We start from the raw sequence: 18,441 nt of genomic DNA, 5'->3' as shown, positions 1-18,441 counted from the left end.
GCTTCCTCTGCCCATCTCGGGTTCGTAAGCCCGCGCCTCGCTGACTGACGTCGCAACGGGGCCCGCCGTTGCAAGCGGGCCGGTATCTGAGGTCAAAGTCCTGCAGTGACCGCCTGACGGCGCGCACTTTCACGCTCGATACAGCGCATCGAACTCTAGGCTGGCCGGGCCATGAGGCCCCGAGTGATATCATTCAGCCGGTTTTTAGCCCTACATCCGCCCCCCGCCGCCGTCCCGTGCGACTGTCCAAACTCAAACTCGCCGGCTTCAAGACTTTCGTCGATCCGACCACCATCCTGATGCCCGGCCAGCTGGTCGGCGTGGTGGGGCCGAATGGCTGCGGCAAGTCCAACATCATCGATGCGGTGCGCTGGGTGCTCGGCGAGTCGCGGGCGTCGGCGCTGCGCGGCGATGCGATGACCGACGTCATCTTCAATGGCTCGGGCACGCGCAAGCCGGTCGGGCGGGCGTCGGTCGAACTGGTGTTCGACAACGACCAGGGCAGGGCGGCCGGGCAGTGGTCGCAGTACGCCGAAATCGCGGTCAAGCGGGTGCTTGAGCGCGACGGCCAGTCGGACTACTTCATCAACAACACGCGGGTGCGCCGGCGCGACGTGATCGACGTGTTCCTCGGTACCGGCCTGGGCCCGCGCGCCTACGCCATCATCGAGCAGGGCATGATCACCCGCATCATCGAGGCGCGGCCGGAAGAGCTGCGCGCCTTTCTCGAAGAGGCGGCCGGCATCACCAAGTACCGCGAGCGACGCCGCGAAACGCAGGGCCGGCTGGACGACGCGCGCGACAATCTGGTGCGGCTCGACGACATCGTCGGAGAACTGGGCAGCCGCATCGAGCGCTTGCAGAAGCAGGCGGAAGTCGCCGCCCGCCACACCGAACTGAATACCCGGCTGGTCGAGCGTCAGGCGCTGCTGTGGGCGATGAAGCAGCGCGCCGCGGCGGCCGAGGCCGACACGCTGGCCGGCGACGCCGGCCGCATCGAAAACGACATCGAACGCGAAACCGCGGCACTGCGCCACCACGAGGCGGCGCTGGAGCGCATCCGTACCGAACATTTCGCCAGTTCCGAGGCGGTGCATGCGGCGCAGGCCGAACTGCTGACCGCCAACGCCGAAGCCAGCCGGCTGGAAGACGATCTGCGGCGCGCGGCGGAAAACCGCCAGAAGCTCGCGGCGCGCATCGCCCAGCTCGATGGCGAGGTGGCGAACTGGCGCGCGCGCATCGAAAGCATCGAAAGCGACACTGCGCGCTGGACCACATTGGCCGAGCACGCCGCCCACCGCATCGAACAGGCCGAAGCGCGGCACGACACGACACGTGCGCTGCTGCCGGAAGCCGAAGCCGCGTTTCAGGAGGCGGAGCAACTGGCGACCGAGGCGCGGCGTGAGCTGGCGGCGGTCGAACAGCAGCTCAAGGTGGAAGAAACCCACCGCGCGAACGCCGGCCGCATGCTGCATTCGCTGGCCGGCCGGCGCGAGCGCATCGCGCACGACGCGGCGCAATTGATCGAGCCGGACCGCGCAGCGCTGTCGCTGGCGCAGGCGCGGCTTGAGGAATTGCAGGCGGCGGTCGAAGCCGCGCAGCAACGCATGCAGGCCGCGCAGATCGCCGTGCCGCAGCTGCAGGGCGCGGTGCGCAATGCGCAGGACGGCGAGCGCGCCACCACCCGCACGCTGACCGAAACCCGCGCCCGGCGCGACGCGCTGGTCGAGCTGCAGCGCAAGACGCAGAGCGACGGCAAGCTCGCGCCCTGGCTGGCGGCGCTCGGCCTGCAGGACGCTCGACCGCTGTGGCAGGCCATCAAGGTCGAGGCCGGCTGGGAGCTGGCCGTCGAAGCCGTGCTGCGCGAGCGCCTGGGCGCGCTCGACGCCATCTCGCCCGACACGCTGGCCGCCGCCGGTGCGGCCGGTGCCGCACCGCAGACGCTGACTCTCGCGCTGCCGGGCGCCGACGCGCGCACGCCGCTTTCGGCCGACAGCCTGCGCCACCGCGTGCAGTCCCTCGACGCGCGCTGGGACGCGCTGCTCGATCTGTGGCTCGGCCCGGTGGCGGCCGTCGAGGTGCTGGCGCTGCCGGCGCAGGGGAGTTCGACACAGGACGGAGCGGCCCAGGGTGGTGCGGCCCAGGTCGACCGCCAGGGCCGCGTCGCCCAGGGTGCGTCGCTCACGCTGTATGCACCCGACGCGCGCACGCATGGCGTGCTGGAGCGCGCGCGCGACATCGAACAACTGGGCCGCGACATCGACATGGCCGAGGCCGCGCTGGCCGAGGCGCGCGAGGCGCTTCGCGAAGCCGAGGCGGCGCTGGCCGCGGCCCACGAAGAACAGGCGGCGGCGCGGCGCGAGCAGCAGTCGCTGACCCAGGCGGCGCACACCGCGCAGGTGGAACAGATCAAGCTCGGCCAGGCGGTGTCGCGTTTCGACGAGCAGCGCGCCGCCCTGGAGCGCGACCGCGCCGAAGTGGATCAGGCGGAACAGACCGAACAGGCGCATCTGGCGCGCGCCGAAATCGAGATCGAGCGCGCACGCGAACTGATCGATGTGCAGCGCAACCGGCTCGACGCCGCGCTCGATGCGCACAAGAGCGCCGACGGCACGCTGCGCGAGGCGCGCTTTGCCGATCAGGCGGCGGCGCGCGAGGTGCAGGAAGCCGGTTTTTCGCAGCGCGAATGCGCCAGCCGGCTGACCGATCTGGCGAACAACCTGTCGGTCGCGCGCACCCAGCTCGAAAACGCCGAACTCGAATGCGCGCTGCGGCGCGACGAATTCGCGCAGATCGACGAGCGCAGCATCGACGCCACGCTGCAGCAGACGCTGGACGCCCGCCGCGCACGTGAACAGGTGCTGGCCACCTGCCGCGACACGCAGGAAGGGCTGGCGGCGCAGCTGCGCGACCTCGATGCGCAGCGCGCGCAGAGCGAGCAGCGGCTGGCGCCGGCGCGCGAGCGTCTGGCCGAGTGCCGTCTGAAGCAGCAGGCGGCCGCACTGAATGCCGAACAGTTCGCTCAACGCCTGGCCGAAATCACGCTGCCGGAAGGCCGGCTCGATGCGCTGGTTGCCGAAGGCGAACAGGAAAACGTGCGCGAAGGCAGTCTGAATGGTGAAATCGCCCGCCTCAACCGCGACATCGCGGCGCTCGGCGCGGTGAATCTGGCGGCACTGGAAGAACTGACCCAGGCAGCCGAGCGCAAGGGCTATCTGGACATGCAGTCGGCCGACCTGCGCGAGGCCATCGGCACGCTGGAAGATGCCATCCGCAGCATGGACCGCGAAACCCGTGCCCTGCTCAAGGACACGTATGATCGCGTGAATACCGAGTTCGGCCGCATCTTCCCGGAGCTGTTCGGCGGCGGTGAGGCCCGGCTGGTCATGACCGGCGACGAGATACTGGACGCCGGGCTGCAGGTGTTCGCGCAGCCGCCGGGCAAGCGCAATGCGTCGATCCAGCTGCTGTCCGGCGGTGAAAAGGCGCTGACCGCGACGGCGCTGGTGTTCGCGCTGTTCCAGCTCAATCCGGCGCCGTTCTGCATGCTGGACGAAGTCGATGCGCCGCTGGACGACACCAACACCGAACGCTTCTGCGAAATGGTCAAGCGCATGTCGGCGGCCACGCAGTTCGTGTTCATCAGCCACAACAAGATCACGATGGAAATGGCGCAACAACTGGTGGGCGTCACGATGCAGGAGCGCGGGTGTTCGCGCGTGGTCGAGGTCGACATGGAACAGGCGCTGAAGCTGCGCGACGAAGCGCTCAGCGTCTGAAAAACATAAAGAGGAAGGTCATCAATGCAACTGACTGAACTGCAGATCGGATTGATCGCACTGGGCGTGGCGGGCATCGGCGCAGTGGTCGGCTACAACATGTGGCAGGAAAAGCGCCACCGCCAGACCGCCGAACGCGCACTGGGCGAAACGCATGCCGACGTGCTGATCGATCCGCCGGACGCGCCGCCGCGGCGTCTCGAACCCACGCTGGATTTCGACCTGAGCGACGACGCCGCGCCGATGTCCGACCCGTCGGCCACGCAGCCGGTGCGTCGCGACGAACCGGCACCGATGCTTGCGGACGAGCCGGTGACCGACATCACCGAACCGCTGACGTCGTTTGCAGCAGAGCAGACGGTGGCCGGGTGGACCGACGCGGCGCCCGCCGCGGCAGCCATCGACGAGCGTGCCGGCGCCGCTGTCGATGGTTGGGCGGATGCGCAGGTGGAAGAGCTGATCACGATCGAATTCGAAGCCCCAGTCGCCGCGACCGAATTCCAGCGCACCTGGAATGACCTCACGCAGACCCTTGCCGTGACCATGCGCCTGCGCGGGCGAGACGAGCATGCCGGCCGCTGGTTGCCGCTGACCGCCCAGACCGCGGGTGCGCTGTCGAAGGTCGAACTGGCGGTGCAGCTGGCGGATCGACGCGGTGCGCTGTCGGAAGCGTCGGTGTCGGCGCTGGCCCACGCGCTGCAGGGCGTGGCCGACCGCTTCCTGGCGGTGGTGCATTTTCCGGATGTGCGCGAACTGCTCGGCCGGGCGCGCGAGCTGGACAGTTTCGCCGCATCGGTCGACGTGCAGATCGGTCTCAATCTGGTTGCCGGCGAGTCGCTCATTTCCGGCACCAAGCTGCGCGGTCTGGCCGAGGCGCAGGGCTTCACGCTGAGCGGCGGCCAGTTCCACGCGCGCGACGATGTCGGCAACACGCTCTACACACTGTGCAGCCTTGATGCCGAACAGTTTTCCGCCGACACGATGAAGGCGCTGCAGACCCAGGGCGTCACGTTGCTGCTCGACGTGCCGACCGTGGCCGATGGCGCGCGTCAGTTCGACCGCATGGTCATGGTGGCCGAACAGTTCGCGCACACGCTGGGCGCAAAGGTGGTGGACGACAACCGGCAGCCGCTGTCGCCCGCCTCGCTTGCGCTGATCCGCGGCAAGGTGGCCGAATTCCAGGCCCGCATGGTCCAGTTCGGCATCAAGCCGGGCAGCGAATCGGCGAACCGGCTGTTCAGCTGATGCCCTCGGCAGCATCGGCCACCGAGCGCGCAGCGGCGCTGCGCGCGCAGATCGCCCGGCACGACCGCCTGTATTACGAGCTCGATGCGCCGGAGATTCCCGACGCCGAATACGACCGGCTGTTCCGCGAACTGCAGGCGCTCGAAGCGGAACACCCGGCGCTGCGCACGCCTGACTCGCCGACGCAGCGGGTCGGCGGCAAGCCGCTGCCCGCCTTTGCACCGGTGCGCCATGTCGTGCCGATGCTGTCCATCCGTACCGAAACCGATACCGAATCGACCGGCGCGCTGAATTTCGACGCGCGCGTGCGGCGCGAACTGAAGCTGGACGACACGCAGCCGCCGGTCGAGTACGCAGCCGAACTGAAGTTCGACGGCCTGGCGATCAATCTGCGCTACGAGCACGGCGTGCTGGTGCTGGCCGCCACGCGCGGCGACGGCGAAACCGGTGAGGATGTGACGCAGAACGTACGGACCATTCACGAGGTACCGCTGACGCTGGTGCCGCAGCCGTCTTCACATTCGCCTTCACAGCCGCCCTCGCTGTTCGATGCGCCCGGCTTGCCCGAAGTGCTTGAAGTGCGCGGTGAGGTCTACATGCGGCGCGACCGTTTCGATGCCTTCAACCTGCGCGCCGACGCGGCGGGGGAAAAGACGCTGGTCAATCCGCGCAATGCCGCGGCCGGCAGCATCCGTCAGCTCGACCCGGCCATCGCGGCGCGGCGCCCGCTGTCGTTCTTCGCCTATGGTCTCGGTGAGGTGCAGGGCTGGAACGTGCCGGCCACCCATGCGGGCGTGCTCGACGCGCTCGCCGCCTTCGGCCTGCCGGTGTGCGAACACCGCGCGGTCTGCAGCGGCGCCGACGCGCTGGCCGCCTTTCATGCGCGCATCGCCGAGGCGCGCTCGGGCCTGCCGTTCGACATCGACGGTGTGGTGTACAAGGTGAACAGCCTGGCGCTGCAGCAGAAGCTCGGTTTCGTGACGCGCGAGCCGCGTTGGGCGGTGGCGCACAAGTACCCGGCGCAGGAAGCGCTGACCACGGTGCAGGACATTGAGGTGCAGGTCGGCCGCACCGGCAAGCTGACTCCGGTGGCGCGGCTGGCGCCGGTGTTCGTCGGCGGTGTGACGGTCACCAATGCCACTCTGCATAACGAATCCGAAATCCGCCGCAAGGACGTTCATGTCGGTGACACGGTCGTCGTGCGCCGCGCCGGCGACGTGATTCCCGAAGTCGTGTCGGTGTTGTCGGACAGACGGCCGCCGCACGCGCGGGCATTCTCCATGCCGATGAACTGCCCGGTGTGCGGTTCCGACGTGGTGCGCGAGGAAGGCGAAATCGATCACCGCTGCACCGGCGGGCTGTATTGCGCAGCGCAGCGCAAACAGGCCTTGCTGCATTTCGCCGGGCGGCGGGCGATGGACGTCGAGGGGCTGGGCGACAAACTGGTCGAGCAACTGGTCGACGGAGGCCTGATCCGCAGCCTGCCCGACCTGTACCGGCTGGGTGTGCTGAAGCTGGCCGAACTGGACCGGATGGCGGAAAAGTCGGCTGAAAATCTGGTTGCCGCGCTGGAGAAGTCGAAGACGACGACGCTCGGCCGCTTCCTGTTCGCGCTCGGCATCCGCCATGTCGGCGAGGCGACGGCGAAGGATCTGGCGCGTCATCTGGGCAGCATGGACCGCATCATGGACGCCAGCGAAGCCGAACTGGCGCAGGTACCGGACGTCGGGCCGGTGGTGGCGGCGAGCATTCACCGCTTTTTCGCGCAGCCGCACAACCGCGAAGTGGTCGAACAGCTGCGTGCCTGCGGCATCCTGTGGGAAGAGGGCGAAATGCAGGTGGCCAGCGGCCCGCTGGTCGGCAAGACGGTGGTGCTGACCGGCGCGCTGCCGACGCTGTCGCGCGACGAAGCGAAGGATCTGCTCGAAGCGGCGGGCGCGAAAGTGGCGGGTTCGGTCTCGAAAAAGACGGATTTTGTGGTGGCTGGCACGGATGCCGGCTCCAAACTCACAAAAGCGCAAGAACTGGGGATTACCATTCTCGATGAATCCGGGCTGCAGTCGCTGCTCGGCAACAGGGAGTCATAAGTAGATGAAATCAGTGCGTAAAGCCGTATTTCCGGTGGCTGGCCTCGGCAGCCGTTTCCTGCCCGCCACCAAGGCGAATCCGAAGGAAATGCTGCCGGTGGTCGACAAGCCGCTGATCCAGTACGCGGTGGAAGAGGCGGTTGCCGCAGGCTGCACCGACCTCATCTTCATCACCGGCCGCACCAAGCGTTCGATCGCCGATCACTTCGACAAGGCCTACGAGCTGGAACACGAGCTCGAAATGAAGCAGAAGACCGCACTGCTGGCGCTGTGCAACACGGTGCCCAAGCACGTCAATTGCATCTACATCCGCCAGTCGGAACCGCTCGGTCTGGGCCATGCGGTGCTGTGCGCCGCGCCGGTGGTGAATGACGAGCCGTTTGCCGTGCTGCTGGCCGACGACCTGATCGATGGCGAGCCGCCGATCCTGAAGCAGATGACCGACATTTTCGACCGCTTCGGCCGCTCCATCCTCGGCGTGCAGCAGGTGCCGCGCAGCCAGACGGCGAGCTACGGCATCGTCAGCACGGACGCCGACGTCGGCGGGCTGTATGGCGTGACCGGCATCGTCGAGAAGCCGCAGCCCGAAGTGGCGCCGTCGACGCTGGCGGTGGTCGGCCGCTACATCCTGACACCGAGCATTTTCGATCACCTGCGCGCCCTGACGCCCGGTGCCGGCGGCGAGCTGCAGCTGACCGACGCGATTGCCGCGCTGCTGGGCGAGGAAGCCGTGCTGGCCTATCCGTTCAAGGGCACGCGTTACGACTGCGGCTCCAAGCTGGGTTATCTTCAGGCCACGGTCGAACTGGCGCGCAAGCATCCGGAAGTCGGTGCCGCGTTCTCGGCCTGGCTGGACGCGCAGCACGCCGCAGCCGCCGACGCTGCGTGAGCCGTCTCGCCGATGCACAGGCGCTGCTCGACGGCGCCGAACTGATCTGCGACGCAGCGCAGGTCGACGCCACGGTTGCCCGGCTGGCGCATGAAATCACCGCCGCGCTGGGCGACAGCTACCCGCTGTTGCTGTCTGTCATGGGCGGCGCCGTGGTGTTCACCGGCAATCTGCTGCCCCAGCTCGCCTTTCCGCTCGATTTCGATTACCTGCACGTCACGCGCTACGGCGACGACACGCAGGGCGGTGCGCTGCGCTGGATCAGCGAGCCGCGCATCCCGGTCGCAGGGCGCACGGTGCTGGTACTGGACGACATCCTCGACGAGGGCATCACGCTGGCGGCGATTCGCCGCCACCTGCTCGACGCGGGTGCGCAACGCTGTCTGACCGCCGTGTTTTCCGACAAAATGATCGGGCGTTCCAAGCCGATCAAGGCCGACTTCACCGGACTCGAATTGCCGGACCGCTACGTTTTCGGATACGGCATGGACGTGCGCGGTGCCTGGCGCAACCTCCCGGCCATTTACGCACTCAGGGAGTAGGCGATGGCCGAAGCGCTGCCGGTGTTTCTTGACGTCGAAGCGTCCGGTTTCGGCGCCGGCAGCTACCCGATCGAGGTCGGCTGCATCCTGCCCGATGGCCGCACCCTCTGCTGCCTGGTTCGCCCACCGGAAGGCTGGCGGCATTGGGACCAGAGCGCCGAAGCGGTGCACCACATCACGCGCGAGGTGCTGATGCAGCACGGCCTGCCGATCGAAGATGTCGTGTGCCGTCTCGACGAGGCGCTGCGCGGCCAGGACGTCTACAGCGACGCCTGGGGCAACGACTACGCCTGGCTGTCCCGTCTGTACGACGAGGTGGACCGCGTGCCGCGCTTTCACCTGCGCAGCCTGCGGGAGCTGCTGAGCGAGGCGCAGGCGGCGCGCTGGCACGAGGTGAAGAAGGAAGTCAGCGAAGAACTGCATACCACCCGGCACCGCGCCAGCAATGACGCGCGGGTGCTGCAGGCGGCCTATGCGCGGCTGTGTGCCGAAAAGAACCCGGTGTGCAGCGATCCGCAGTGACTGCGCGCGCAGCGCGGCTGACGCATGAAAAAAGGAGCGCCGGAGCGCTCCTTTTTTCTGGCGAGGCCCGGAAGATCAGGCTTCGTCGCGCGAGGCGCGCTTGCGCTCGTGTTCTTTCAGGTGACGCTTGCGCAGGCGGATCGTCTTCGGCGTGATTTCGACCAGTTCGTCGTCGGCGATGAATTCGATCGCCGATTCCAGCGTCAGCGAGATCGGTGGCACCAGGCGCACGGCTTCGTCGGTGCCCGACGCGCGTACGTTGGTGAGCTGCTTGCCCTTGATCGGGTTCACCACCAGATCGTTGTCGCGCGAGTGGATGCCGATGATCATGCCTTCGTACAGCACGTCACCGGGGCTGACGAACATGCGGCCGCGGTCCTGCAGATTCCACAGGGCGTAGGCGACGGCTTCGCCATCGTTCTGCGAAATCAGTACGCCGTTGCGACGTTCCGACATCGCGCCGGCGACCGGACCGTAGTCGTCGAACACGTGGCTGGCCAGACCGGTGCCGCGCGTCAGGTTCAGGAATTCGCCCTGGAAGCCGATCAGGCCGCGCGCCGGAATGCGGTACTCGATGCGCACCCGGCCCTTGCCGTCCGGCTGCATGTCCTGCAGTTCGCCGCGGCGCCGACCGAGTTCTTCCATCACGCCGCCCTGGTGGGTTTCCTCGACGTCGACAGTCAGCAGTTCGTACGGCTCGCTCTTGACACCGTCGATTTCCTTGAACACCACGCGCGGGCGACCGACCGCCAGTTCGTAGCCTTCACGACGCATCGTTTCCAGCAGGATGGTCAGGTGCAGTTCGCCGCGACCCGACACGAGGAACACGTCCGAATCTTCGGTGTATTCGACGCGCAGCGCGACGTTCTTCAGCAGTTCCTTTTCGAGTCGCTCGCGGATCTGGCGGCTGGTGACGTACTTGCCTTCGCGACCGGCTTGCGGCGACGCGTTCACCATGAAATTCATCGTCAGCGTCGGCTCGTCAACCGCGATCGGCTTCATCGGCGCCGGCGAATCCGGGTCGCAGATGGTGACGCCGATATTCACCTGGTCGATGCCCGACACCAGCACGATGTCGCCGGCGCTGGCCGATTCGGCCTGCGTGCGCTCCAGACCCTTGAAGGTCAGCACCTGGCCGACCTTGGCCTTGCCACGCAGTTCGTCGCCGTAATACACGGCGACTTCCTGGTTCGGCTTGATGCGGCCGCGCGTGATGCGACCGATGCCGAGCTGGCCGATGTAGGTCGAGTAATCGAGCGAACAGACCTGCAGCTGCAGCGGGCCGTCTTCATTGACTTCCGGCTGCGGCACGTTGTCGAGGATGGCCTGGAACAGCGGACGCATATTGGTGCCGGGCGTGCTCGAATCGAGCATCGCGAAACCATTCAGCGCCGAGGCGAACACGACCGGGAAGTCGAGCTGCTCTTCGGTTGCGCCCAGTTTGTCGAACAGGTCGAAGGTGTGGTTGATCACCCAGTCCGGACGTGCGCCCGGGCGGTCGATCTTGTTCACCACGACGATGGGCTTGAGGCCGAGCGCGAGCGCCTTGCGGGTCACGAAGCGGGTCTGCGGCATCGGGCCTTCGACGGCATCGACCAGCAGCAGCACGCCATCGACCATCGACAGCACGCGCTCGACCTCGCCGCCGAAGTCGGCGTGGCCCGGGGTGTCAACGATATTGATGTGTGTGCCTTCGAACTCGATCGCGCAATTCTTCGACAGGATCGTGATGCCACGTTCCTTTTCGAGATCGTTTGAATCCATCACGCGCTCCGAAACCTGCTGGTGCGATGCGAAGGTGCCGGACTGGCGCAGCAGCTGGTCGACCAGCGTGGTCTTGCCATGATCGACGTGCGCGATGATGGCGATGTTGCGTATGGAGCGGGACATAGGAATGGTGCAGCGCAATAAGAAAAACACGCAAGGATAGCACAGAGCGCAAGCCGAAACAGTGTTCCGCGCAGCGTGTAGCCAGCCCTGTGTCGCAGCAGGCCTTGTGTGAGCAGCGCCCCGGTGGGAGCGGCGGCCCCGCCGCGATGCGCACTTTGCACGGCGACCGTCGCCGCATCGATCGCGACGAGGACGTCGCTCCCACAGCCCTTCGACCGGCACCCGCGCGGGAACACCCGTTGTGGGCGTGTCGCCCTGGTGGGAGCAGCACAGGTTTTGTGGGAGCGGCGGCCCCGCCGCGATGCGCACTTTGCACGGCGACCGTCGCCGCATCGATCGCGACGAGGACGTCGCTCCCACAGCCCTTCGGCCGGCACTTGCGCGGGAACACCCGTTGTGGGCGTGCCGCCCTGGTGGGAGCAGCACAGGTTTTGTGGGAGCGGCGGCCCCGCCGCGATGCGCACTTTGCAAGGCGACTGTCGCTGTACTGATCGCGACGAGGACGTCGCTCCCACTGCCCTTCGACCGGCACCCGCGCGGGAACACCCGTTGTGGGCGTGCCGCCCCGGTGGAAGCAGCACAGGTTTTGTGGGAGCGGCGGCCCCGCCGCGATGCGCACTTTGCAAGGCGACCGTCGCCGCATCGATCGCGACGAGGACGTCGCTCCCACAGCCCTTCGACCGGCACCCGCGCGGGAACACCCGTTGTGGGCGTGTCGCCCTGGTGGGAGCAGCACAGGTTTTGTGGGAGCGGCGGCCCCGCCGCGATGCGCACCTTGCACGGCGACCGTCGCTGTACTGATCGCGACGGGGACGGCGCTCCCGCGGCCCTTCGGCCGGTACCCGCGCCGGAGCGAGCCGGACTTTTTCGCCTGATAGACTGCGCAGCCCGGGACAAAGGAGTGCATTCATGCTGGCGATCATCGGCGGCAGCGGTCTGACGCAGCTGGCCAATCTTGACGTCACACGTCGCGAAGTGGTGCGTACGCCCTATGGTGAGCCGTCCGGCCCGCTGACCTTCGGCCGGCTCGCCGGGCGCGATCTGGTATTCATCGCGCGCCACGGGTACGGCCACACCATTGCGCCGCACCGCGTGAATTACCGCGCGAACATTTCGGCGCTACGCAGCGTCGGCGTGGCGCGCATCGTATCGGTCGCCTCGGTCGGCGGCATCCGGGCCGACCTCGGGCCGGGCACGCTGGTCGTACCGGATCAGATCATCGACTACACCTGGGGCCGTCACAGCACCTTCTTCGATGGCCACGACGGCCAGGTGAAGCACATCGATTTCACCGAGCCCTACGACGCCGCCCTGCGCAGGGCTCTGCTGGATGCCGCGGCGCGGGCCGGCGAGCAGGTGGTCGATGGCGCAGTCTATGCCGCGACCCAGGGACCGCGCCTGGAGACGGCTGCGGAAATCAACCGGCTGGAGGGCGACGGTGCGCACGTCGTCGGCATGACCGGCATGCCTGAGACAGTGCTGGCGCGCGAGGCGGGTCTGGCCTATGCAGCGATCAACGTCGTGGTGAATCATGCGGCGGGTCGAGGCGATTCGCTGCACGGTATCGAAATGTCGGCCATCGAGGACATGCTGCAGGAGGCGATGACGCGCGTTCGTCGCGTGCTCGAAGCCCTGTGCGCGAACGGGGAGTGCGCATGATCCGCGACATCCTGCGCATGGGTGACCCGCGACTGCTGCGTGTGGCGCAGCCGGTCAGGCGCTTCAGCTGCGCCGAACTCGATGCGCTGGTGCAGGACCTGATCGACACCATGCAGGCTGCTGATGGTGCCGGACTTGCAGCGCCGCAGATCGGCGTGGATCTGCGGGTCGTGGTGTTCGGCGGCTCGCCGTCGGTGCGCTATCCCGAGGCACCGGTCGTGCCGTTCACCGTGCTGGTCAATCCGGTGCTGACACCGCTCGGCAAGGAGATGGAAGAGGGCTGGGAAGGCTGCCTGTCGGTACCCGGCCTGCGCGGCGTCGTGGCGCGCCATGCCCGGCTGCACTACAGCGGCTTCGATCCGCAGGGCACGCCGATCGAGCGCGAGGTCGATGGCTTTCACGCCCGCGTGGTGCAGCATGAGTGCGACCATCTCGATGGCGTGCTGTACCCGATGCGGGTGCGTGACTTCAGCCGATTCGGCTACACCGAAGTGCTGTTCCCCGATCAGGACGCCAGCGACGACTGAGCGGCCGCGCGCTGCGTGGCCCACGCTTCGAATTCGGCGGCCGGCAGCGGCTTGCTGAACAGGTAGCCCTGCACGCATTCGCAGCCCAGATTGCCGAGGAAGGCGAGCTGGGCGTCCGTTTCCACACCTTCCGCCACCACGCTGAGCCCCAGGTTCTGCGCCAGACTGATCGTCGCGGCGCAGATGGCCGCGTCGTCCGGATCGCTTTCGATGTCCTTCACGAACGAGCGGTCAATCTTCAGTCGTTGCAGGGGCATCAGTTTCAGATGGCTCAGCGATGAATAGCCGGTTCCGAAATCGTCGATCGCCAGTTCGACGCCCAGCTCGCGCAACTGGCCGAGCATGCGCAGCGTGGCGTCCGGGTTGTCCATGGCCACGCTTTCGGTGATTTCGAGTTCGAGCTCGCCCGGGCGCAGGTCGTGCCGGATCAGCGTGTCCTCGACCTGGTGCAGCAGGTTCTTCGAGCGCAGCTGGCGCGCCGACAGATTGACCGATACCCGCAGCATCAGGCCCTGATCCTTCCAGCGGCTCAACTGCCAGCAGGCCTCCTGCAGGATCCACTCGCCGAGCTTGATGATGAGGTCGCTCTCTTCGGCGATCGGAATGAAACTGTTCGGCGGTACCAGACCGCGCTCCGGGTGCTGCCAGCGCACGAGCGCCTCGACGCCGACCAGCCGGCCACTGGCGACTTCGATCTGCGGCTGGTAGTGCAGCACGAACTGACGGGATTCGATCGCGTGGTGCAGGCTGCCCTGCAGGGCCAGCCGCTCGCTGGCATTGGCTGACATGCTCTGGTCGAAGAACTGGTAGTTGTTCCGGCCTGCAGCCTTCGCGTGGTACATCGCGGTATCCACGTTGCGCAGCAGTGTATCGACCGAAGTGCCGTCATTCGGGAACACGCCGATGCCGACGCTGGGCGTCGAGTGCAGCCGGTAGGCCTCGACCTGATACGGCGCCGACAGCGCCGAGACGATCTTCTCTGCGACGGCGGCCGCGGTAAGTGTCGACGCCATGTCGGTCACCAGCACGACGAATTCGTCGCCGCCCAGTCTCGCCACCACATCGCTCAAGCGCACACAGCAGAGCAGGCGCTGCGCGACATCGACCAGCAGCGCATCGCCCACATGATGACCGAGCGTGTCGTTGATGTCCTTGAAGTGGTCCATGTCTATCATCATCACGGCGATCAGCGTGCCGTGCCGGCGCGCTTCGGCCATCGCCTGTTCCATGCGGCCCTGCAGGCTGAGCCGGTTCGGAAGCCCGGTCAGCGCATCGTGGTGAGCCAGATGATGGATCTTGCGCTCGGCGGCTTTGCGTTCGCTGATGTCGCTGAAGGAGTGCACGTAATGGACGTCGCTGCTCCGCTCGCCGACCGGGTAGATGCTGAGTCGCTTCGGATAGGTTTCGCCATCGGCGCGCCGGTCGTCCAGTTCGCCTGACCAGTCGCCGCCGGCGTCGATGCCTTGCACGAAGGACGCGTGACTCGACGCATCGTAGGGCGTCGACACCACGGTTGATGCGAGTTTGCCGAGCACCGCTTCGCGTGTCTGGCCGGTGAGTTTTGAAAATGCCGGGTTGACCGACACGATGCGATCCCCTTCGTCGGTCACCACGATGGCTTCGTTCGAACTGTGGATCACGCTGGCGGCCAGCGACAGATCGGCGTCGCGCAGCCGGATGCGCCGGATCTGCAATTGCCCGAGACCGAGCAGGCCCGCGATCGCAACGGAGACGAGGCTGCCGGCAACCCATATGCTGATGACGCGGGTGTCCTGCAACGCGCCGCGCCAGCCGCCAACCGGCACCGCGGCCAGTTGCCAGCGCGCGTTGTCCGGCAGCACGACATCGACCTTCACCGGGTCGAGGTCGAAGACGCCCGATTCGCCATGGATGACTTCGCCGTCCGCGCCCATGCCGTCACGACCGCGCAGGGCGTAGCGGATGTTCGGGTCGGAGTCGAGCAGACCGCTCGCCTTGAGCAGGCTGTCGAAGCGCAGCACGATGGACGCCAGTCCCCAGTACCTTTCCGGGTGTCCATCCGCCGCAGGCAGATAGATCGGAAAGCGGTTGATCAGGCCGACGCCGCCCTGCACCAGATCGAGCGGGCCGGCGAGCACGAAACGCCGGCTTTCCATCATCTTGAGCACGGCATCGCGTTGCGCCGGATGGTCCAGATAGCGCAGGCCGAGCGCTGCTTCGTTGCCGGCGAGCGGATTGACGAAGCGCAGCACGTTGTCGGGCGCCAGCGCAATGCTGCGTACGTGGCGTCCGTAGGCGAGCATGCGTTCACTCACCCGGTTGAAGGCATCGGCCGTGATGGCGGGGTTGGCGGCGACGTAACTGACCAGGCCGAGTGACAGATGGGCGGCGCTGTTTATTTCGCTCTCCAGCCGCGCCCGCACGACGCCTGCCTGGGCGGCGACTTCACCGCGCTGGCGCTGCAGCATCTGATCGGCTTCGACATCGGCGATGTAGGCGGTGAGCGCCAGTCCGGACAGCAGCGCGATCAGGGCGACCGCCAGCGGCTTGCTCCGGTCAAACAGGGACAGGCGACGTGGGTTGTACGTGGAGAAACTCAACGGTCAGATCCGGTTCGTGCGCAAGGTTTTCAGGGCGCGATCGAGCGCCTGTGAGCTGTCTTTGTCGGGTGTCCGGGGCTATTTCGGTATGGAATGTGTGGCGCAGGGCATCCATTCGCGCCACGCGGATCGGCGATGCTAGAGGATAGCCAGTTCTCCCAGCAGTTCCTGCTCGAGCCGGATCAGCGTCGTGCTTTTTTCCAGCTCGGCACCGGAAACGAGAAATACGTCTTCGACCCGGTCGCCGAGCGTGGTGATCTTGGCGGTATGCAGATTGATGTGGTGCGCGGCCAGTACCCGGGCGACCGAATAGAGCAGGCCGGGCCGGTCGGCAGCCGTGACGTGCATGATGTGGTGCTGCTTGCGTTCGTCCGGCTTGATCAGCACTTCGGGCGTGATCGGGAAGTGCCTGACCTCGCGTGACAGCCGGCCGGTGACCGGTTGCTCTGCTAGCGTCTGGTTCTGCAGTCGTTCGGCCAGCCCGGTTTCGATCAGCGCAATCATGTCGCGCGAATTCAGGTGCCGGTTCGGGTCGAGCAGGATGAAGCTGTCCAGCGCGTGCCGGTCGGTCGTGGTGTGGATCTTCGCATCGGCGATGCTGTAGCCGAGCCGGCCGAAGAAACCGCACAGACGCATGAACAGATCGGGCTGGTCGGGCGCATAGACCATCACCTGCAGGCCATCGCCAACCTGGTTGGGCCGTGCCTTGACGACCGGTGTGCTGGCGTTGGCCTGGAAGTAGAGCATGCGCGTGTGCCAGGCGATTTCGTCCGCCTCGTGCCGCATGAAGTAAACGGTGTCGAGTCTGGCCCAGAACTCGTTTTCGATGCCTTCGCGCAGGCCGAAGTAGCGCAGCAGGTGGCGTGCTTCCTCCTGCCGGTCGGGCGTGCCGGATGCGCCCGGACTTTCGCCCTGAAGGACGCGCAGGGTCGAGAAGTAGAGGTCTTCCAGCAGTTTGCCGCGCCAGGCGTTCCACACCTTGGGGCTGGTGCCGCGGATGTCGGCATGGGTCAGGATGTACAGCGCCGTCAGGCGGCGTTCGGTGCGCACCAGCGCTGCGAAGGCGCGGATGGTGTCCGGATCGGACAGATCCTGCTTCTGCGCGACCGATGACATCGACAGATGGTGCTCGACCAGGAACACCACCAGATCGGCGTCGTCGGCAGCGATGCCGTGCTGCATGCAGAACAGGCGTGCGTCGCGCATGCCCAGTTGCGAATGGTCGCCGCCGCGGCCCTTCGCGATGTCGTGGAACAGCGCCGACAGGTAGAGCAGCCAGCGGCGTTCGAATGCGGTGATCAGGCGCGACAGCAGCGGATATTCATGCGCATGCTCGGCCATCGTGAAACGGCGCACGTTGCGCATCACCTGCAGGATGTGCTGGTCGACGGTGTAGACATGAAACAGGTCGTGCTGCATCTGGCCGACGATGCGGCCAAAGGCCGGCAGATAGCGGCCGAGGATGCCGTACTGGTTCATGCGGCGGATTTCATGCACCAGGCCGCGGGTCTGCTGGAACAGCGACAGGAACAGCATGCGGTTCTGCGGGTCGCGCCGGAACTTCGCATCGATCAGGCGGCGCGCCCGCCACAATCCGCGCAGCGTGCGCGCGGTCATGCCCTTGAGCTCGCGGTGCGTCTGCAGCAGCGTGAAACATTCGAGCAGTGCGCTCGGCGTGTGCTCGAACACGTCCTCCGACACCACGTCGAGCAGTTCCCGGCTGGACTGGAAGCGCGCGTTGATCGGCTGCACGACGGTGTCGTCGGACGGAAACAGCGCGGCGGATATGTTCTGCAGCAGGATGGTGTTCAGCTGGGTGATCATCTTCGCGCTGCGGTAATAGCGCTGCATGAACACTTCGGAGGCGCGGCGGGTCGGCGTGGCCTGCATGCCGAACGCCGCAGCCAGCGCTTCCTGGTGGTCGAAGATCAGCCGGTCTTCGCGCCGGCGTGCGATCAGGTGCAGCCGGACACGGGTGTCGCGCATGAAACGTTCGATCCGGTGCAGCTGGCGCGATTCGGTCGGCGTGATCAGACCGCGCGCAGCCAGTTCTGCCCAGGTCGAGCCGAACTGGCTGGCGCGCGCGATCCACTGGATCACCTGCAGATCGCGCAGCCCGCCCGGACTTTCCTTGCAGTTCGGCTCCAGGCTGTAGGGAGTTTCCTGATAGCGCTGGTGGCGTTCGTCCTGCTCCAGGCGCTTGGCCTTGAAAAAGCTGCCCGGATCTCGCTGGGTCGCCAGCGCGTGGCTGAGTTCGCGGAACATGCGGCGGGAGCCGGCCAGCAGGCGCGCTTCGAGCAGCGTTGTTTCGACCGTGATGTCGCGCGATGCCTCTTCTACGCACTGGCCCACCGAACGGACGCTGTGCCCGATATCCAGTCCGATGTCCCACAACAGGCCGACCAGCATCTCGAGCCGTGATTCGGTGTCCGGCGAAAGCTGCGACGGGGTCAGGAACAGGAGGTCAACGTCCGATGCCGGATACAGCTCGCCGCGGCCATAGCCACCGACGGCAACCAGCGCCGCCGTGCGCGGCATGCCGGCCGCCGCCCAGAGCTGGCGCAAGGCGGCATCGACGGCGCGGGCGCGGTCGCGCAGCAGCCGCTGGCTGTTGCCGTCACGTTCGAACGTTTCACGCAGCCGCTGCTGAGCCGCCGACAGCTCGGCACGCAGCGTGGCCGCCAGCAGGCGCAGCGCGTCGGTGCCGGCTGGAGCATCCACC

11 protein-coding genes are annotated in these 18,441 nt (G+C 66.8%); 8 read left to right on the top strand and 3 right to left on the bottom strand.

Features of this window, described 5'->3' with window-relative positions:
• Positions 1–236 precede the first annotated feature (236 nt).
• The 6 genes from smc to NMQ16_RS15490 are packed head-to-tail and all read left to right on the top strand — an operon-like array spanning position 237 to position 9,064.
• Positions 237–3,779 carry a chromosome segregation protein SMC gene (gene smc, locus NMQ16_RS15515; protein ID WP_257081769.1) on the top strand — a complete coding sequence of 1,181 codons (3,543 nt, stop codon included), beginning with the start codon at positions 237–239 and terminating at the stop codon, positions 3,777–3,779.
• A gap of 24 nt (positions 3,780–3,803) precedes the next feature.
• A complete protein-coding gene (locus NMQ16_RS15510) occupies positions 3,804–5,024 on the top strand; it encodes a cell division protein ZipA C-terminal FtsZ-binding domain-containing protein (RefSeq protein ID WP_257081768.1) in 1,221 nt (406 codons plus the stop codon).
• Positions 5,024–7,111, top strand: coding sequence for an NAD-dependent DNA ligase LigA (gene ligA, locus NMQ16_RS15505; protein WP_257081767.1), 2,088 nt, complete (start codon positions 5,024–5,026; stop codon positions 7,109–7,111). Before NMQ16_RS15510 ends, ligA begins: the two co-directional genes overlap by 1 nt.
• 4 nt (positions 7,112–7,115) lie before the next feature.
• Positions 7,116–8,000, top strand: coding sequence for a UTP--glucose-1-phosphate uridylyltransferase GalU (gene galU, locus NMQ16_RS15500; protein WP_257081766.1), 885 nt, complete (start codon positions 7,116–7,118; stop codon positions 7,998–8,000).
• Entirely contained in the window at positions 7,997–8,542 is a 546-nt protein-coding gene (locus tag NMQ16_RS15495; protein WP_257081765.1) for a hypoxanthine-guanine phosphoribosyltransferase, read from the top strand. Before galU ends, NMQ16_RS15495 begins: the two co-directional genes overlap by 4 nt.
• A 3-nt stretch (positions 8,543–8,545) precedes the next feature.
• Positions 8,546–9,064, top strand: coding sequence for a hypothetical protein (locus NMQ16_RS15490; RefSeq protein WP_257081764.1), 519 nt, complete (start codon positions 8,546–8,548; stop codon positions 9,062–9,064).
• Between the two features lie 75 nt (positions 9,065–9,139).
• Here NMQ16_RS15490 and typA read toward each other — a convergent pair whose 3' ends face one another.
• On the bottom strand, positions 9,140–10,954 hold the full coding sequence (typA, locus tag NMQ16_RS15485) for a translational GTPase TypA (RefSeq protein ID WP_257081763.1): 1,815 nt from the start codon (positions 10,952–10,954) through the stop codon (positions 9,140–9,142).
• 909 nt (positions 10,955–11,863) lie between these two features.
• On the opposite strand from typA, the gene NMQ16_RS15480 reads away from it, so the two are divergent.
• Both NMQ16_RS15480 and def read left to right on the top strand, forming a co-directional pair.
• Positions 11,864–12,613: an S-methyl-5'-thioinosine phosphorylase gene (locus NMQ16_RS15480; protein WP_257081762.1), complete on the top strand. Its 750-nt coding sequence runs from the start codon at positions 11,864–11,866 to the stop codon at positions 12,611–12,613.
• The gene (gene def, locus NMQ16_RS15475; RefSeq protein ID WP_257081761.1) at positions 12,610–13,140 is read left to right on the top strand and encodes a peptide deformylase; all 531 of its coding nucleotides are present in this window, start codon (positions 12,610–12,612) and stop codon (positions 13,138–13,140) included. Before NMQ16_RS15480 ends, def begins: the two co-directional genes overlap by 4 nt.
• Here the strand turns inward: def and NMQ16_RS15470 are convergent.
• Positions 13,119–15,719 carry an EAL domain-containing protein gene (locus tag NMQ16_RS15470; RefSeq protein ID WP_257081760.1) on the bottom strand — a complete coding sequence of 867 codons (2,601 nt, stop codon included), beginning with the start codon at positions 15,717–15,719 and terminating at the stop codon, positions 13,119–13,121. The two genes, def and NMQ16_RS15470, sit on opposite strands and share 22 nt — an antisense overlap.
• Positions 15,720–15,857: 138 nt before the next feature.
• On the bottom strand, positions 15,858–18,440 hold the full coding sequence (locus tag NMQ16_RS15465; protein WP_257081759.1) for a [protein-PII] uridylyltransferase: 2,583 nt from the start codon (positions 18,438–18,440) through the stop codon (positions 15,858–15,860).
• Position 18,441 lies beyond the last annotated feature (1 nt).

The sequence above is a fragment of the Methyloversatilis sp. XJ19-49 genome, assembly GCF_024580145.1.
Taxonomy (GTDB): domain Bacteria; phylum Pseudomonadota; class Gammaproteobacteria; order Burkholderiales; family Rhodocyclaceae; genus Methyloversatilis.
The sequence above is the reverse complement of the archived record's forward strand: the minus strand, read 5'-3'. Positions and strand labels throughout refer to the sequence as shown.

Coding starts and splice junctions, on each gene's coding strand:
- NMQ16_RS15480 (WP_257081762.1), top strand. CDS start 11,864: ATGCTGGCGATCATCGGCGGCAGCGGTCTGACGCAGCTGGCCAATCTT.
- ligA (WP_257081767.1), top strand. CDS start 5,024: ATGCCCTCGGCAGCATCGGCCACCGAGCGCGCAGCGGCGCTGCGCGCG.
- def (WP_257081761.1), top strand. CDS start 12,610: ATGATCCGCGACATCCTGCGCATGGGTGACCCGCGACTGCTGCGTGTG.
- NMQ16_RS15510 (WP_257081768.1), top strand. CDS start 3,804: ATGCAACTGACTGAACTGCAGATCGGATTGATCGCACTGGGCGTGGCG.
- galU (WP_257081766.1), top strand. CDS start 7,116: ATGAAATCAGTGCGTAAAGCCGTATTTCCGGTGGCTGGCCTCGGCAGC.
- NMQ16_RS15490 (WP_257081764.1), top strand. CDS start 8,546: ATGGCCGAAGCGCTGCCGGTGTTTCTTGACGTCGAAGCGTCCGGTTTC.
- typA (WP_257081763.1), bottom strand. CDS start 10,954: ATGTCCCGCTCCATACGCAACATCGCCATCATCGCGCACGTCGATCAT.